We start from the raw sequence: 15,785 nt of genomic DNA, 5'->3' as shown, positions 1-15,785 counted from the left end.
GCGCGGGGTGCGCTCGGGGTGCGCGCGGGGCCTCAACTCCCGTTGCGCAGCACGTCCGCCACGATCGGTCCGGCCGAGTCGCTGCCGCGTCCGCCCTGTTGGGCCACGGCCGCGGCGGCCACGTCCCCCCGGTACCCGACGAACCAACTGTTCGCCGTCGCCTGTCGGTCCACCTCGGCGGAGCCGGTCTTCGCGCCGATGTCCCCGCTGAGCCCGCGCATCGCCCCGGCTCCGCTGCCCACCCGCGCGGTCGCCGCCATCATCTGCCGCAACTGGGCGACGGTGTCCCGGGCGAGCCCGTCGGCCCTCGCGAACTCCCGGTCGTCCAGGGACTTCGCAACGAGGTACGGCTGGCGGAACGAGCCGGTCATGGCCGTCGCCGTTACCGAGGCCATCGTCAACGGGCTCATCTGCACGCGTCCCTGCCCGATGGCGTTGGCCGCCCGTTCGGGGCCGGTGGAGACGGGCACCCGACCGTCGAAGGACGCGATGCCCGTCCGCCAGTCGTCACGGCCCAGACCGAACTTGTCCTCGGCGGTGCGGGTCAGCGACTCGTCGGTCACCGGCTCCTCGTCGATGAGCTTGATGAACGCGGTGTTGCACGAGCGCTGGAAGCTGTTGGTGAAGTCGGCCGAGGTGTTCGGCGTGAGACCGGTGATGTTCTTGAACGTCTGGCTCTGCCACACCGCCGTGTCGGGGCAGGGGGCGGCGCCGTCCGCCGTCACCACGCCGTCCTCGATCAACATGGCGGCCGTCACGATCTTCATGGTGGAACCGGGCGCCAACTCGCCCTGGAACGCGGCGTTGAACTCGTCGCGGCGGTGGTTGGCCACGGCCAGCACCTCGCCCGTGCTGGGGCGCACGGCCACCACCGACGACTCGGGGTAGCGGAGCACCGCCTTCTCGGCCGCCGCCTGGGTTTGGGCGCTGAGGGTCGTCGGCAGTTTGCCCGGCTGGCCCTCGGAGAGGGTGACGAGCGGGGTGTCCGGTACGTCCCCGGCGTGCCGCACGGCCAGCTCCACCCCGGGCGTGCCGCCCGCCCGCTCCCCGTAGACGCCCCGCAGCTGGGTGAGGACCGGCGCCAGCGAGGGGTACTTCTTGCTGTCCAGCACCTTTCCGTCCCGGTCGACGGCCTGCACCGAGGGGGTGGACGCCTTGCCGGTGACCAGGGCGTCGTCCTTCTCCTTCAGCTTCGGGTGCACCACCGACGGCTTCCAGTCGACGAGGGGCCGTCCGGTGGTCACGCCGCGGACGACGGTCAGCGAGGACTCGTAGGCGACCGGTTCGCTCAGACCCTCGTGGGTGACGGTGGCCCGCACCGAGTACGGCACGGTGGCACCGCGGGCCGCCTTGGGCGTGATCTCCACATCGGTGAGGCCGGCCGCGTCCTTGTAGCCGATGAACACCGGCCGTGCCTCGGCCGCGTTGTTGGTGGCCTGGGCCGCCCCGTTCGTGTCGCCCTTCTCCCAGGCGGTGAAGAACGCCTCCGTCGCCGTGCGGACCTCCGCCGCTGACGGGGGCCCGGACTTCTTCGGCTCCGCATCGGATCCGAAGCCCAGTTCGTCGACGAGTACGTAGCCACCGTAGGCCGCGCCGCCGACCATGGCGGCGAACACCCCGCCGATGATCGCCGCCTTCGCTCCGTTGCGCATGCCGTCCTCTCCCTGGGTCGCCCGCTCTTGGAGCAGTGTGCGAACCGTGCTTCGGCCGTGTCGTGGCCCAGCGTAAAGGGCGCACGTGCACGGTGTGACAGAAGAGGCGCGGCGGGGGGCGACGCGCCGTTCGGGGGGCGCGCGCGACGGTCGTTCACCCCGGTTCGCTCCGGGCACCGGACGTTCGTCGGAAGGAGGAGCCCGCCCGCTCCACCAACAGCCAGCCCGCGACGGCCAGGGCGACCGCCGTGGGTGCCGTGACCCGGACGGCGACCAGGACGGCGCCGTGCCCCTCCAGGAGGTCGGCGAAGCCCACCATCGACAGCCCGAGGACACCGAACAGGGCCAGGGTCACCCCCGTCGCCGCGACCGCCCCGGCACCCCGTCCCCCGCCCACCGGCCCACCCGGAGCGGGACGTTCGAAGCGGCTGAACACCGCCACCAGCAGCACCGTCAGGGCGAGCGCCGCGCCCAGCCGCAGCGGCACCTGGGCCCACCAGACGCCGGACGCCGGTTCCGACAGCGGCACGTCCCACGCGAACAGCACCCCGTACACGCCCAGCATCGCCGTCAGGTGCCACAGGAACGCGGTCATCGAGAACCCGCCGGCCACCACCACGCCGCGCCAGACCCGCGGCCGGGCCAGCAGCCGGGCCGCGGGGGACCGCAGCGACTCCACCGCGCCGACCAGCCACAACCCGTGGCACAACAGGGCCAGGGTCGGCGGGGCCATGTTGGAGATCCGCTCACCGGGCATCCCCACCATCGACAACGGGTACGGGCCGAGCGCCACCAACGCCGCCGCGCCCAGCAGTCCCGCCCCCGCGAGGAGCGGCGGGCGGCGCAGCGCCCCGTCGGCGCGCAGGAATCCGAGTTGGTGGACGGCCAGCCAGACGAACGCGAAGTTCAGGAACTCCACGTACGGCACGCCCAGCGCCAGCCGCGCCACGTCCACCAGGACCGCCGCACCGGCCAGCGCGAAGAACGCGCCCCAGCCCCAGCGGTCGTGGGCCCGCAGCAGCGGGGGAGTGAGGGCGGCCATGGCGAGGTAGATCCCGACGAACCACAGGGGCTGGGTCACCAGCCGCAGGGCGGCGTCCAGCCGGGCGTCGTCCGCGCCCGCGAGCGCGAGGCCGAGCGCCACCGCGCCCCAGACCAGCACGAACGCCATGGTGGGGCGCAGCAGTCGACGCAGCCGCGCCCGCAGGAATCCGGCGTACGGGGGCGTGTCCGGGTGCCGGCGCACCAGCGAGCGGTACGACAGGGCGTGCGCGAAGCCGCCCACGAAGAAGAACACCGGCATCACCTGGAACACCCAGGTGAGGATCTGGGCGCGGGGGACCTCGGCGAGGAGGTTCCCGACCCGGGCGGCTCCGTCGGCGTCGATCGTGACGGCGGCCATCAGCCAGTGCCCGAGGACCACGATGCCCAGCGAGGCGACGCGCAACAGGTCCATGTAACGGTCCCGGTGCGCCGGGGTCGCTCCGGCCAGTCGTTCCGTTTCTCGAAAACGCGTTCCCATGTTCGTACGCTCGCTCGCTCCGGACCCGAACGACAGGGTGCGGGTACTCAGTTCACTCCTGAGTACCCGCCAGGGGCCGGCCGTATCGCAGCTTGTCGAGGACGGCGCCGCCGTCGTGGTCCTGGGTGGTGGTCCCGTCGAAGCGCCAGCCGGCCGTCTCGTAGAACCGGCGGGCCCGGGTGTTGTCGGCGAGGACCCACAGTGTGGCGTCCGTGTACGCGGCGCGGTGCATCGCGGTCACGGTCGCCGCGAGCAGGTCCCGGCCGACGCCGGTGCCCCACACGTCGGGGTGTGCGTACAGGGTGTTGACCTCGGCGCGGTGCGGGGCGTGTTCGGCGGGGCCGAAGCCGGCGAAGGCGAGGATGCTCGGTCCGTCTTCGGTGACCAGGACGTCCGTGCGGGGTCTCGCCATCCCGGTCAGCAGTGCCGTCCACGTGCGGGTGGCCTCCTGGATGTCCAGGGCGTCCAGGAACGGTTGCGGGACGATCCCCGCGTAGGCCGTCTGCCAGGTCCTTACGTGGACCTGGGCGACGGCTGCTGCGTCCGTTGCTCGTGCTGGGCGAATGCGCATCCGTTCATGGTCGGCTCCGTTGCCCGGTGCGCACCACGGCTTTTCCCTGCGGGTGCGTTGTCCTGCTCGGTGCGCTGGCGGTTCGCGCAGTTCCCCGCGCCCCCATCCGGGTGCGTCCGCCTGGGGGTGCGCTGTTCTGCGGGGGTGCGTCCCGGCTTCGCGCAGTTCCCCGCGCCCCTGGATCGGGGCGCTTCTCGACGCCGTCGTCGGCCCCACGGGAAACACCCGCCCCGGACACCAGGCACCGCACCCGCGCAGAACAGCGCACCGCCAGGGGAGCGCCCCGTCAGGGGCGCGGGGAACGGCGCGAGCAACCACGACGCACCCGCGGTGAACAACGGGGCCCGGGCAGCGGGCAGCGCACCCGCGCAGGACAACGCACCCGCAGGGGAGCGCACCGAAGGGGCGCGGGGAACGGCGCGAGCAACCACGACGCACCCGCGCAGGACAGCGCACCCGCAGGGGAACGTACCGAAGGGGTCGCGGGGAACTGCGCGGGCGGTACGACTCAGCGCCAATCGCCCGTCACCCAGGCCACCAGCCGAGGATGATCCACGGACCCGTCACACGACACGATGACCGACGTGTCGACGACCTGAACCGTGGCGACGCCTTCCAACTGGCCGGCCAGCCGGGACACGTCACCGGAGAAGTCGCCGGGCTCCCCGACCCGCGCCGGCCGGTCGGACGCGCTCGGCGGCTCGGAGTCGCCACAGCCGACGTGGGGGAGCGGCTGGCCGAGGTACCAGCCGCCGACGAAGACGGCGTACAGGACGGCGGTGGCGCCTAAGCGCCGCGGGGTTATCCAAGTGGGCATCCCGGGAGTATCCCAGGGCCCCGAAGGGCTAGCGGGGGAGGACCGTCGCCCCGTCCGCGGGGGACCCGGTGACCCGGACGGCCCGGCACGACCCGCTCCCCCGGAGAGCCGCCGCAACCGCGACCCCGGCGTCCTCGTCCGCGACGAGGAACGCCGTCGTGGGACCGGACCCGGACACGATCCCGGCGAGCGCACCCGCCCCGCGGCCCACCGCGAGGGTCCGCGCCAGCGACGGGAACAGGGACAGCGCCGCGGGCTGGAGGTCATTGGTCAACGCCCCGGCGAGGGCCACCGCGTCGCCCCGCCACAGCGCGTCCAGCAACTCGGGCGCGGCCTGCGGCACGGGCACCTCGGTCCCCGCGGTGAGCCGGTCGAACTCGCGGTACACCGCAGGCGTCGACAGCCCGCCCTCGGCCGCCGCGAACACCCAGTGGAAGGCCCCGCCGACCTCCAGGGGCCGCAGCCGCTCCCCACGGCCCGTGCCGAGCGCCGCCCCGCCGACCAGGCTGAACGGCACGTCACTGCCGAGTTCCGCGCAGAGCGCCAGCAGTTCGTCCCGGCTCGCCCCGGTGCCCCACAGCGCGTCGCAGGCGACCAGCGCGCCCGCCGCGTCGGCGCTGCCGCCGGCCATGCCGCCGGCTACCGGGATGTCCTTGTCGATGTGGATGTGGACGCCGACCTCGGGGCCGCGCCCGTACCGCGCGGCGAGGAGCTCAGCCGCCCGGGCCGCCAGGTTGGAGCGGTCCAGCGGCACCTCGCCGGCGTCCGGCCCGGAACAGGTGATCCTCAGGCTGTCGGCGGGCGTGACGGTGACCTCGTCGTACAGGCCGACGGCGAGGAAGACGTTGGCGAGGTCGTGGAACCCGTCGGGTCGGGCCGCGCCCACCGCGAGCTGGACGTTCACCTTGGCGGGAACCCGCACGGTCACCGCCGTGCGCGTGCTGTCCACGGTCATCGGGCCGGGTCCTCCTCCGTGACGACGGGTACGGCGTTCTCGGCGATCCGGGCGAACTCCTCGACGCTCAGCGACTCGCCCCGCGCCTGCGGGGAGACCCCGGCGGCCACCAGCGCGGCCTCGGCCGCCGCCGCGGACCCGGCCCAGCCGGCGAGCGCCGCCCGCAGGGTCTTGCGGCGCTGCGCGAAGGCCGCGTCCACCACCCGGAAGACTTCCTGCCGGCTGGCGGTCGTGGCCAGCGGTTCGGTGCGCCGGACCAGGGAGACGAGTCCGCTGTCGACGTTGGGCGCGGGCCAGAACACGGTGCGGCCGATCGACCCGGCCCGCTTGACCTCCGCGTACCAGTTGGCCTTCACGGACGGCACCCCGTACACCTTCGACCCGGGCCCGGCGGCCAGTCGGTCGGCGACCTCGGCCTGCACCATCACCAGGGTCCGCTCGATGCTCGGGAACGTCTCCAGCATGTGCAGCAGCACCGGCACGGCGACGTTGTAGGGCAGGTTCGCGACCAGTGCGGTCGGCGGGGGGCCGGGGAGCTCGGTGACCCGCATGGCGTCCTGGTGGACGAGGGAGAAGCGGTCCGCCCGCTGCGGCAGCCGGGCCGCGACGGTCGCCGGCAGCGCCCCCGCCAGCGTGTCGTCGATCTCGACGGCCGTGACGTGGTCGGCGACCTCCAGCAGTGCGAGGGTGAGGGAGCCGAGTCCCGGCCCCACCTCGACCACCCGGTCCTCGGGGCGCACCTCGGCCGTGCGGACGATGCGGCGCACGGTGTTGGCGTCGATGACGAAGTTCTGGCCGCGCTGCTTGGTCGGCTTCACGCCGAGCGCCGTCGCCAGCTCACGGATGTCGGCGGGGCCCAGGAGCGGGTCGGGGTCGGTGCTGCTCACCGGTCAAGGGTACGGTCCCCCGGCCGCCGCCCCTACCGCCCCGCCGCCCCGGTCGGGGTCAGTACCCGAAGGCGCGGGCCGTGTTCGCGGCGACGGCCGTCGCCAGGGCGTCCTCGGTCATCCCCTTGACCTCGGCCATCGCCCGCAGGGTGACGGGGATCAGGTACGGAGCGCCTGGGCGTCCCCGGTACGGGGCCGGGGTGAGGAACGGTGCGTCGGTCTCCACCAGCACCAGTTCCGGCGGGGCCACCGCGAGGGCGTCCCGCAGCGGCTGCGCGTTCTTGAAGGTGACGTTGCCGGCGAAGGACAGGTAGTAGCCGTGCCGGGCGCACACCTCGGCCATCTCCGCGTCGCCGGAGAAGCAGTGGAAGACGGTGCGCTCGGGGGCGCCCTCCTCCTTCAGTACGCGCAGCACGTCCTCGTGGGCGTCCCGATCGTGGATGACCAGGGCCTTGCCGTGCCGTTTCGCGATCTCGATGTGCGCGCGGAACGAGCGTTCCTGCGCGGCCCGGCCCTCGGGCCCGGTGCGGAAATGGTCGAGTCCGGTCTCGCCGACCCCCTTGACCTGGGGGAGCGCCGCCAGCTCGTCGATCGTGGCGAGCGCTGCGTCCAGGGCGGCGTCGCCGCCGGCCGGGCGGGCGTCCTGCCGGGACCAGCCGTCGGGGTCGCCGAGCACGATCCGGGGGGCCTCGTTCGGGTGCAGGGCCACGGTCGCGTGCACGGACGGGTGGGCCGCCGCCGTCTCGGCCGCCCACCGGGACCCCGCCAGGTCGCAGCCCACCTGCACGACCGTGGTCACCCCCACGGAGGCGGCCTTCGCCAGCGACTGGGCGACCGTGTCCGTCTGCATGTCGAGGTGGGTGTGCGAGTCGGCGACCGGGACGGACAGCGGCGCGGGCAGCGGCGGCGGCGCGTCCTTGTCGGCACGGTCACGGCTGGCGCGGCGGGCGCCGTCGGCGGGCTTCGAGGTCGAGGACATGACTCGATCCTACGAACCCCGTCGGCCCCACCCGGAACACCGAGACCACCGAGAAGCCCCGGAAGCCCCGGAAGCCCCGGAACACCGGGAACGTCCGGTGGGGCCGGCGGTCCGTGGCCTCAGCCGGCGTCCCGACGGTGGAACGGGTGCAGGAGGTGGGAGAAGCGCCAGTGGTGGTGCGGCCGGTGCGCGGCGTCGGTCTCCGGGGCCCCCTCGGCCTCCGGGCCGTCCTCGCGCTTGTGCCGGTGGATGATCGGCTCCGGGTGGCGCAGCAGGTCCTGCACGGACGACACCTGTCCGGCCCGCATGATGCGGACCAGGTGCGCTCCGCAGTTCAGGCAGGTCGGGCGGCTCAGCGGCGACGGCACCCGCTGTCCGTCCGCCAGGTAGGTCACGTACGCGTGGCCCTCCGCGTCGATGTGGTGCTCGATCTCGTACGACTGTTCCCAGCCGTGCCCGCACCGCATGCAGGCGAAGGCGTACGACTCGTGGACGACGGTGGCCGCCGCACGGGGGTGACCGGTCCCTGCGATCTCACTCATGCCAGCTCCTCTTGTCCTGCGGACAAGCGCCGTCGAGCGCGGGATGCTGCCCCGACGGCGTGGGGGGACGGGTACGTCCTCCTCACCCCAGTGGACGCCTCGGCCGGCCCGGACGCATCAGGGCTGTCGAGTGTTGGCGCCGATTTGGTCTGCTCCTGCCCCGAGGGGCCGGTGAGCGGGCCCGGCTTTGCCTTCCACGGTAGTCCTTTGCCCGGGCTTGGCGCTCACCGAGGCGTGTTCTTTGCCGCCACCACGGCGTCGAACACCTCGCGCTTGGGCACGCCGGCGTCGGCGGCGACCGCGGCGATGGCCTCCTTGCGCCGTTCGCCCGCCTCCTCCCGGTCCCGGACCCGGCGCACCAGCTCCTCGGGGCTCAGGTCCGCGGGGCCCGGCTCCGGGGCGCCCTCGACCACGACGGTGATCTCGCCCCGCACCCCGTCGGCCGCCCAGGTCGCCAGCTCGGCCAGCGGCCCGCGCTTGATCTCCTCGTACGTCTTGGTCAGCTCGCGGCAGACCGCGGCGCGCCGCTCGGTCCCGAAGACCTCCGCCATCGCGGCGAGCGTGTCGGCGAGCCGGTGCGGGGACTCGAAGTAGACGAGGGTGCGCCGCTCCCGCTCGACCTCCCGCAACCGGGCCAGCCGCTCGCCCTGCTTGCGCGGCGGGAACCCCTCGAAGCAGAACCGGTCGACCGGCAGTCCCGACAGGGCGAGCGCCGTCAGCACCGCGGAGGGGCCCGGTACGGCGGTGACCCGGATGCCGTGCTCCACGGCCGCGGCGACCAGCCGGTACCCCGGGTCGGACACCGAGGGCATGCCCGCGTCGGTCACCAGCAGCACCCGCGCCCCGCCCACCAGGGCCTGGACGAGCTCCTTCGTGCGGGCGCTCTCGTTGCCCTCGAAGTACGACACGACGCGCGCCGTCACCTGGACGTCGAGGCCCTGGGCGAGCCGCCGCAGCCGGCGGGTGTCCTCGGCGGCCACCAGGTCCGCCGCCGACAGCTCCGCGGCCAGCCGCGGCGGGGCGTCCGCGAGGTCCCCGATCGGTGTTCCGGCCAGTACGAGAGTCCCACCCACATCAGTCACCCTTCCAGTCTCCCAGCACTCCCGGCTCCTCGGTCCCGGCCCGTCCCGGCGCCCCGGCACCCACATCGGGGAACGCGCCCCCCGACGGACGGGTGCGGGGGCGGCGGCGTACAGAGCCGTTCCCTACGATGGCGCGGTGACGAGTACCGCGTCCTCGACGGACACCCGGCAGGACCAGCCCGCCGCACCGCACCCCCCGGCCTGGCGGCACCGCCTGCGCCGCTTCGGTCACAACCCGCGCCCCCGGGGCGACCTCCGCGGCCAGCTGGTGCCCCCGTACGCCGAGCCCGGCCCCCGACTGTGGACGGTGCTCAGGGTGCCCGTCCGGGCGGTGGGTCCGCTGCTGCGCTGGTCGTCCTGGCTGGGTCCGCTGGTGGTGGCCGTCCTCGCGGGTCTGCTGCGGTTCTGGAAGCTGGGCAGCCCGAAGGAGGTGATATTCGACGAGACGTACTACGCCAAGGACGCCTGGGCGATCATTCACCGCGGGTTCGAGCTGAACTGGCCGGCGAAGAACATCAACGAACAGGTGCTCGAACAGGGCTCCTCGATCACCCTGCCCGAGGGCGCCGCGTACGTCGTGCACCCGCCGCTCGGCAAGTACCTCATCGGCGTCGGCGAATGGATGTTCGGGTTCGACCCGTACGGCTGGCGGTTCATGACCGCGGTGCTCGGCACCCTCTCCGTGTTCATGCTGTGCCGCATCGGACGCCGACTGCTGCGCTCCACGTTCCTCGGTTGCCTCGCCGGCGCGCTGATGGCCGTCGACGGCCTGCACTTCGTGATGAGCCGCACCGCGCTCCTCGACCTGATCATCATGTTCTTCGCCCTGGCCGCGTTCGGCTGCCTGCTGATCGACCGGGACCGCACCCGGGCCCGGTTGGCCGCCGCGCTGCCGCTCGGCGAGGACGGACTGCCCCGGCCCGACGCGCGGATCGCGGACACCCTGCGGTTCGGCTGGCGCCCCTGGCGGATCGCCGCCGGGGTCAGCCTGGGCCTCGCCGCGGCGACCAAGTGGAACGGCCTCTACTTCCTCGCCGCGTTCGCCCTGATGTCGGTGCTGTGGGACGTCGGCGCGCGCCGGGTCGCGGGCGCCGAACGGGCCTGGCTGTCGGTGCTGAAGCGGGACGTGTGCCCCGCCTTCCTCGCCACCGTGCCCGTCGCGCTCGTCACCTACCTCAGCACCTGGATCGGGTGGATCATGTCCCCCGACAACGGCCGGGGCGGCTACTTCCGTGACTGGGCGATCACCCGGGGTCAGGACACCGAATGGGGCTGGGTGCCGGACTGGGCCCGCAGCCTGTGGCACTACGAGGCCGAGGTGCTCGCCTTCCACAAGGCCCTCGACTCGCCGCACCGCTACGAGTCGAACCCGTGGAGCTGGATCGTCACCGGGCGCCCCGTCTCGTACTACTACGAGCCGTCCGCGCCCGGCATCGACGGCTGCCCCGTGGACACCGTCGACAAGTGCGCCAACGAGGTGCTCGCCCTGGGCACCCCCATGCTGTGGTGGACGGCCTGCTTCGCGCTGCTGTACGTGCTGTGGCGGTGGCTGCTGCGCCGCGACTGGCGGGCCGGCGCGATCCTGTGCGGGGTCGCGGCCGGGTACCTGCCCTGGTTCCTGTACCAGGAGCGGACGATCTTCTACTTCTACGCGGTCGTCTTCGTGCCGTTCCTGTGCCTCGCGGTGGCGATGCTGGTCGGCGCGCTGCTCGGCCCCAAGGGGTCGACGGAACTGCGCCGCACGGCGGGCGCGGCGGGCTCGGGCGTCATCGTCCTGCTCATCGCGTGGAACTTCATCTACTTCTGGCCCATCTACACCGGCCAGCCCATCTCCATCGACTCCTGGCGCGCCCGCATGTGGCTCGACACCTGGATCTAGCCACCGGTCAGGAGATCCGGGCGACCGGCGGCGTGCAGCCGTCGGCCCGCCCGGGCGGATGGGTCGGTGATCAGAGGTCTTCTTCCCGGTGGAGGCGGGCAGCGAGGTCGGTCGCCCAGGCCAGTGCCCAGGCACGGAGAGCAGCGGTTGAGGCGCACGGACCAGCCCCGGCGGGTGAGCCCCTCAACGACGGTGTGCGTGATGTCGGCCATGGGGGCGGGGTTCTCGGTGGCGACGTCGAGATCCTGGCTGAGGCGTTCGACCAAGCCGTGGGCCTGCACCGCGTATCCGCCGGTCACCACCAGCGGGTAGGGGCTGCCGATGGCGAGCACGTCGGCGAGGAGCCGGCGGTGGAGGGGGCTGAGGTTCACGCGGAGGCCGCGGCGGTGCCGGGGGTGAGGTCGGTGAAGGCGGATTCCCACACGTCGCGGACCGTACGGCTGATCAGCGTGCGCAGCACCGGCCACTGGCTGAGCAGGAGGTCGCGGTTGAGGAAGTGCACGAGGTCGTCGTGCTGGCCTTCGGCGAGGACGGCGCGGTAGAGGCTCATGCAGGACCGGGGGCGGTCGAGGTCGAACGAGCGCAGCCCTGACCAGACGACGTGGAGCGGCAGGTCGACGGGGCCGTTCGCGGGGCCGGTGAGCTCGTCCAGGCAGGTGGGAAGCCGTCCGGCGTAGCGGGCGCGCAGCACCTCGGCGGCTGGCGGCAACTGAGGGGGAGGGGAAGCCTGGGCCATGCTCCCGATTATGGCCCGTCACGGTGACACTGCACGGCAGTGAGGCCGACCGGTCGTGACGGCCCGGGTCGGTGGCCCCGGCCGGGGTCCCGGTCGGGGTCCCGGCGCCCCGGGAGGGGGAGGTGAGCGGGCCGACTAGGCTGGAGGGCCGGTCCATCCCCGCGGCAGGAGCCCCATGGCAGTCAACCTCGTCAGTGTCGAGTCCGTCGGCAAGGTGTACGGCACCCGTGCCCTGCTCGACGGGGTGTCGCTCGGCGTCAGCGAGGGCGACCGGATCGGCGTCGTCGGTCGGAACGGGGACGGCAAGACGACCCTCGTGCGGATGCTCGCCAAGCTGGAGGAGGCCGACACCGGCCGGGTCACCCACAGCGGCGGGCTGAGTCTGGGCGTGCTCACCCAGCACGACTCCCTCGACCCGACCGCCACCGTCCGGCACGAGGTCATCGGCGACCTCGCCGACCACCAGTGGGCCGGCAACGCCAAGATCCGCGACGTGCTGACCGGGCTCTTCGGCGGGCTGGACCTGCCGGGCTTCCCGCAGGGCCTGGACACCGTCATCGCGCCGCTCTCCGGTGGGGAACGCCGCCGGGTGGCGCTCGCCAAGCTCCTCATCGAGGAGCAGGACCTGATCGTCCTCGACGAGCCGACCAACCACCTCGACGTCGAGGGCATCGCCTGGCTCGCGGCCCATCTGCGGGCCCGCCGCTCCGCGCTGGTGTGCGTCACCCACGACCGGTGGTTCCTGGACCAGGTGTGCACCCGGATGTGGGACGTGCAGCGGGGCAAGGTCCACGAGTACGAGGGCGGCTACTCCGACTACGTGTTCGCCCGCGCCGAGCGGGAGCGCATCGCTGCCACGGAGGAGGTCAAGCGGCAGAACCTCGTCCGCAAGGAACTCGCCTGGCTGCGCCGGGGCGCCCCGGCCCGCACCTCCAAGCCCCGGTTCCGCGTCGAGGCGGCCAATGAGCTGATCAAGGACGTGCCGCCGCCCCGGGACACCTCCGAGCTGATGAAGTTCGCCAGCTCCCGGCTCGGCAAGACCGTCTTCGAGTTGGAGGACGTCACCGTCCAGGCCGGGCCCAAGACCCTGCTCCAGCACATCACCTGGCAGCTCGGCCCCGGCGACCGGTTCGCCCTCGTCGGCGTCAACGGCGCCGGCAAGACCTCGCTGCTGCGGGCCCTCGCCGAGGCCTCCCGTACACAGGGCGAGGCCCAGCCGGCCGCCGGGCGGGTCACCGTCGGCAAGACGGTGCGCCTCGCGTACCTCTCGCAGGAGGTCTCCGAACTCGCCCCGACACTGCGCGTCCTGGAGGCCGTCCAGCAGGTGCGGGAGCGGGTCGACCTCGGCAAGGGGCGGGAGATGACCGCGGGGCAGCTCTGCGAGACCTTCGGCTTCGGCAAGGAGAAGCAGTGGACGCCGGTCGGGGACCTCTCCGGCGGCGAGCGGCGACGGCTCCAACTGCTGCGGCTGCTGATGGACGAGCCGAACGTCCTCTTCCTCGACGAGCCCACCAACGACCTGGACATCGAGACGCTGACCCAGCTGGAGGACCTGCTCGACGGCTGGCCCGGCTCGATGGTCGTCATCTCGCACGACCGGTTCTTCGTGGAGCGGACCACCGACCGGGTGTACGCACTGCTCGGCGACCGTGCGCTGCGGATGTTGCCCCGTGGCATCGACGAGTACCTGGAGCGGCGCGAGCGGATGGCGTCGTCCGCCGCCCAGTCGACGTCCGCCCCGGCCGCCGCCGCACCCGCCGCAGCGGCGCCGAAGGGGCGTTCCTCCGCCGAGACGAGGGCGGCGCAGAAGGAACTCCAGCGGATCGAGCGGCAGATCGACCGGATCTCCGGCAAGGAAACCGGGCTGCACGAGCGGATCGCGGAGCACGCCACCGACTTCGAGAAGGTCGCCACGCTCGACGCCGAACTGCGCGCGCTGGTCGCGGAGCGCGAAGACCTCGAAGCCCGGTGGCTGGAGCTCGCCGACGAGGCCGAACCGGCGTGATCGCGCCACGGCGGCCGGGCCCTCCGGTCGCCGTCCCCGCTTCCGCACGGCCGTTGTGGTCCTCCGGGTGCACGGTCTGCACCGGGGGCGTGAAGGGGGCGTAACAGGGGGATCACAGGGCCGTCCGCCCTTGGGCACAGGACCTGTGCGGGCCCGGAGCGCCGGGTGGCGTGGTGATACAAAGGGCCACCGAGACCAGAACGCGTACGCGCGTTCACGTACCGCCAGGCGCGCAGCAAATCAGTGAAGGGGGAGCGCTGATGAGTCAGCCGCCCGACGACCGCATGCCCACCCAGGGTGCGACACCGAACGATTCCGGCCAGCCCGCGTCACCGCCACCCCCAGCGGGCCCGCCCACCGCGCCGGCACCCGGGTACGGCTACCCGCAGGCCCCGCCGCCCGGTGCGGTCGCACCCCAGCCGGGTGCGTACCCGCAGTCCGGCCCGTACGGCGGGCCGTCCGGTCCGTACGGCCCGCAGCCCGGTGCGCAGCCGGGGCCCTACGGCCAGCCGGGCCCGTACGGCCAGCAGCCCGGTCCGTACGGTCAACCGTCGGGGCCCTACGCCCAGCAGCCGGGACCCTACGGTCAACCGGCTTACCCCCAGGGGCCGTACGGGCAGCAGCCGCCCACGGCCTCCTATCCGGGGGCGCCGCAGCCCCCGGCGCCGGGCAAGCGGAACCCGTTCCGGGGCAGGACCGGCATCGTCGTCGCCGGGGCGGTCGCCCTGGTCGTCGTGGCCGGTGGCGCCGTCATCGCCCTCACCGGCGGCGACGACCAGAAGGACGACCCCGTCAAGAAGGACCCCGTCGCGGGCCCCAGCACCGCCCCGAAGCCGAGCGCCTCGGCCTCGGTCGACCAGGGAGACGGCAGCGGCAACGGCGGCGACGGGGCCGGCGGGAGCGTGGGCGTCGAGGAGCTGAACGAGGGCCGCAAGGACGGCGACTCCCGGGTGCTCTGGTACCGGCCCGCCCCGAAGGTGCCCGGCTCCGGCGCGGACGCCCCGGGCCTGTGGGTGCTCGGGGACCTCGTCGCCAAGGCCGCGTACAAGCAGGTCGTCGGTTACGACGCGGACGGCGGCGCGGCCCGGTGGACGGTGGACCTGCCGTTCAAGGTCTGTTCGGTCACCAAGGAGGCGAGCGCCGACGGCAAGGTCGTCGTCGCCCACATGAGCGGCGTCAGCGACCGCGCCAAGTGCAACCAGCTCCAGCAGATCGACCTGAAGACCGGGGCGAAGGGCTGGACGAAGAAGGTTCCCGACGGCGACCTGCTCGACAGTGCCCTCACGTCCTCGCTCCACCTGGTCGGCGACACCCTGGTGGTCGGCCGGCAGTCGTCCGGCGTGGGGTACGACGTGGACAGCGGCAAGCAGCGGTTCACCGTGGACAAGTACGGCACCGACTGCTACCCGGCCGCGTTCACCGGCGGCAGCAAGCTGCTCTCCGTGGCCTCCTGCGACCCGGGGGGCGACGACCAACACGACGAGCTGCGCCAACTCGACCCGGCCACCGGCAAGGCGCAGTGGACGAAGCGGTTCCCCAAGGGCTGGCGGATCTCCCGGGTGTACTCCCTGGACCCGGTGGTGCTCTACCTGTCCAACGACGCCAAGAAGCAGTGGAACGTCACCGCGCTCAAGAACGGTTCGGGCACGGTGCGTTCCCAGGTGTCCCTGAACGAGGCACCCGAGCCGGACTGCGGCTGGGCCAGCTTGGACCGCGCGTTGCAGAGCTGTACCGGGGTCGCCGCGGACGCCAACACGCTCTACCTGCCGAGCAAGGTGAAGAAGGACGGCACGAACGAACTCATCGCCGTCAACCTGAACACCGGCAAGGAGAAGTGGCGCGCCAAGTCCACCGGCACCGGACGGTCCCTGCTCCCGTTGCGCGTCGAGGACGGCTCGGTCATCTCGTACGAGAAGCCGACCTACGAGGCGGGCGGCGTCGTCACCGCGACCCCGGTGGGCGGCGGCACCCCGAAGAAGCTGCTCCAGAACCCCGCGGGCGCCGCGGCCATGGAGGGCACCTTCTACGTGAAGGCGATCGCGTACCAGGACGGTCGCTTCTACATCTCCACCACCATGCTGACGAACACGAAGAGCAATGCGGAGCAGAAGCTGATGATGGCCTTCGGTCCCTGACCGCCGGCCCCCTAGGCCCGCAG

The 15,785-nt window shown here is 73.1% G+C and carries 13 protein-coding genes and 1 pseudogene; 3 read left to right on the top strand and 11 right to left on the bottom strand.

Going from position 1 to position 15,785, the window contains the following annotated elements:
* Positions 1-32: 32 nt before the first annotated feature.
* The 9 genes from ACFV88_RS06535 to rsmI all read right to left on the bottom strand — a co-directional run bounded on the left by ACFV88_RS06535 (position 33) and on the right by rsmI (position 8,998).
* The gene (locus ACFV88_RS06535) at positions 33-1,652 is read right to left on the bottom strand and encodes a penicillin-binding transpeptidase domain-containing protein (RefSeq protein WP_385486669.1); all 1,620 of its coding nucleotides are present in this window, start codon (positions 1,650-1,652) and stop codon (positions 33-35) included.
* Positions 1,653-1,806: 154 nt separating this feature from the next.
* Positions 1,807-3,174, bottom strand: coding sequence for an acyltransferase (locus ACFV88_RS06530; protein ID WP_385486667.1), 1,368 nt, complete (start codon positions 3,172-3,174; stop codon positions 1,807-1,809).
* A 52-nt stretch (positions 3,175-3,226) separates the two neighbouring features.
* Positions 3,227-3,745, bottom strand: coding sequence for a GNAT family N-acetyltransferase (locus ACFV88_RS06525; RefSeq protein ID WP_385486665.1), 519 nt, complete (start codon positions 3,743-3,745; stop codon positions 3,227-3,229).
* A 508-nt stretch (positions 3,746-4,253) separates the two neighbouring features.
* A complete protein-coding gene (locus ACFV88_RS06520; RefSeq protein WP_385486663.1) occupies positions 4,254-4,562 on the bottom strand; it encodes a hypothetical protein in 309 nt (102 codons plus the stop codon).
* 28 nt (positions 4,563-4,590) lie between these two features.
* On the bottom strand, positions 4,591-5,517 hold the full coding sequence (locus tag ACFV88_RS06515; protein WP_385486661.1) for a 4-(cytidine 5'-diphospho)-2-C-methyl-D-erythritol kinase: 927 nt from the start codon (positions 5,515-5,517) through the stop codon (positions 4,591-4,593).
* Positions 5,514-6,404, bottom strand: coding sequence for a 16S rRNA (adenine(1518)-N(6)/adenine(1519)-N(6))-dimethyltransferase RsmA (gene rsmA / locus ACFV88_RS06510; RefSeq protein WP_385486659.1), 891 nt, complete (start codon positions 6,402-6,404; stop codon positions 5,514-5,516). The genes ACFV88_RS06515 and rsmA overlap by 4 nt, the downstream gene beginning before the upstream one ends.
* Positions 6,405-6,462: 58 nt before the next feature.
* Positions 6,463-7,383 carry a TatD family hydrolase gene (locus ACFV88_RS06505; protein WP_385486657.1) on the bottom strand — a complete coding sequence of 307 codons (921 nt, stop codon included), beginning with the start codon at positions 7,381-7,383 and terminating at the stop codon, positions 6,463-6,465.
* Between the two features lie 119 nt (positions 7,384-7,502).
* Positions 7,503-7,925, bottom strand: a complete 423-nt coding sequence (locus ACFV88_RS06500) for a hypothetical protein (RefSeq protein ID WP_385486655.1) — start codon at positions 7,923-7,925, stop codon at positions 7,503-7,505.
* 224 nt (positions 7,926-8,149) lie between these two features.
* Positions 8,150-8,998 (bottom strand): 16S rRNA (cytidine(1402)-2'-O)-methyltransferase, encoded by an 849-nt coding sequence (rsmI, locus tag ACFV88_RS06495; protein ID WP_385486757.1) that lies wholly within the window; start codon positions 8,996-8,998, stop codon positions 8,150-8,152.
* Positions 8,999-9,143: 145 nt separating this feature from the next.
* Between rsmI and ACFV88_RS06490 the strand changes: the two genes are divergently transcribed.
* On the top strand, positions 9,144-10,886 hold the full coding sequence (locus ACFV88_RS06490) for a dolichyl-phosphate-mannose--protein mannosyltransferase (RefSeq protein ID WP_385486653.1): 1,743 nt from the start codon (positions 9,144-9,146) through the stop codon (positions 10,884-10,886).
* Between the two features lie 134 nt (positions 10,887-11,020).
* Here ACFV88_RS06490 and ACFV88_RS06485 read toward each other — a convergent pair.
* Both ACFV88_RS06485 and ACFV88_RS06480 read right to left on the bottom strand, forming a co-directional pair.
* Positions 11,021-11,257: pseudogene (locus tag ACFV88_RS06485) on the bottom strand (hypothetical protein); the annotation flags it as partial.
* A complete protein-coding gene (locus ACFV88_RS06480) occupies positions 11,254-11,622 on the bottom strand; it encodes a hypothetical protein (protein WP_385486651.1) in 369 nt (122 codons plus the stop codon). The gene ACFV88_RS06480 and the pseudogene ACFV88_RS06485, both read right to left, overlap by 4 nt.
* A gap of 175 nt (positions 11,623-11,797) precedes the next feature.
* Between ACFV88_RS06480 and ACFV88_RS06475 the strand changes: the two genes are divergently transcribed.
* Both ACFV88_RS06475 and ACFV88_RS06470 read left to right on the top strand, forming a co-directional pair.
* Positions 11,798-13,627 (top strand): ABC-F family ATP-binding cassette domain-containing protein, encoded by a 1,830-nt coding sequence (locus tag ACFV88_RS06475; protein ID WP_385486649.1) that lies wholly within the window; start codon positions 11,798-11,800, stop codon positions 13,625-13,627.
* 260 nt (positions 13,628-13,887) lie between these two features.
* The gene (locus ACFV88_RS06470; RefSeq protein ID WP_385486647.1) at positions 13,888-15,762 is read left to right on the top strand and encodes a PQQ-binding-like beta-propeller repeat protein; all 1,875 of its coding nucleotides are present in this window, start codon (positions 13,888-13,890) and stop codon (positions 15,760-15,762) included.
* Positions 15,763-15,785 lie beyond the last annotated feature (23 nt).

The organism is Streptomyces sp. NPDC059816, from assembly GCF_042732055.1.
GTDB lineage: Bacteria > Actinomycetota > Actinomycetes > Streptomycetales > Streptomycetaceae > Streptomyces.
This window is presented reverse-complemented; position numbering and strand designations above follow the sequence as displayed.

Bases quoted from the DNA above. Each gene is read 5' to 3' on its own strand.
- ACFV88_RS06535 (WP_385486669.1), bottom strand. From the start codon at position 1,652: ATGCGCAACGGAGCGAAGGCGGCGATCATCGGCGGGGTGTTCGCCGCC.
- ACFV88_RS06525 (WP_385486665.1), bottom strand. From the start codon at position 3,745: ATGCGCATTCGCCCAGCACGAGCAACGGACGCAGCAGCCGTCGCCCAG.
- ACFV88_RS06500 (WP_385486655.1), bottom strand. From the start codon at position 7,925: ATGAGTGAGATCGCAGGGACCGGTCACCCCCGTGCGGCGGCCACCGTC.
- ACFV88_RS06520 (WP_385486663.1), bottom strand. From the start codon at position 4,562: ATGCCCACTTGGATAACCCCGCGGCGCTTAGGCGCCACCGCCGTCCTG.
- ACFV88_RS06480 (WP_385486651.1), bottom strand. From the start codon at position 11,622: ATGGCCCAGGCTTCCCCTCCCCCTCAGTTGCCGCCAGCCGCCGAGGTG.
- ACFV88_RS06475 (WP_385486649.1), top strand. From the start codon at position 11,798: ATGGCAGTCAACCTCGTCAGTGTCGAGTCCGTCGGCAAGGTGTACGGC.
- ACFV88_RS06470 (WP_385486647.1), top strand. From the start codon at position 13,888: ATGAGTCAGCCGCCCGACGACCGCATGCCCACCCAGGGTGCGACACCG.
- ACFV88_RS06505 (WP_385486657.1), bottom strand. From the start codon at position 7,383: ATGTCCTCGACCTCGAAGCCCGCCGACGGCGCCCGCCGCGCCAGCCGT.
- ACFV88_RS06530 (WP_385486667.1), bottom strand. From the start codon at position 3,174: ATGGGAACGCGTTTTCGAGAAACGGAACGACTGGCCGGAGCGACCCCG.
- ACFV88_RS06515 (WP_385486661.1), bottom strand. From the start codon at position 5,517: ATGACCGTGGACAGCACGCGCACGGCGGTGACCGTGCGGGTTCCCGCC.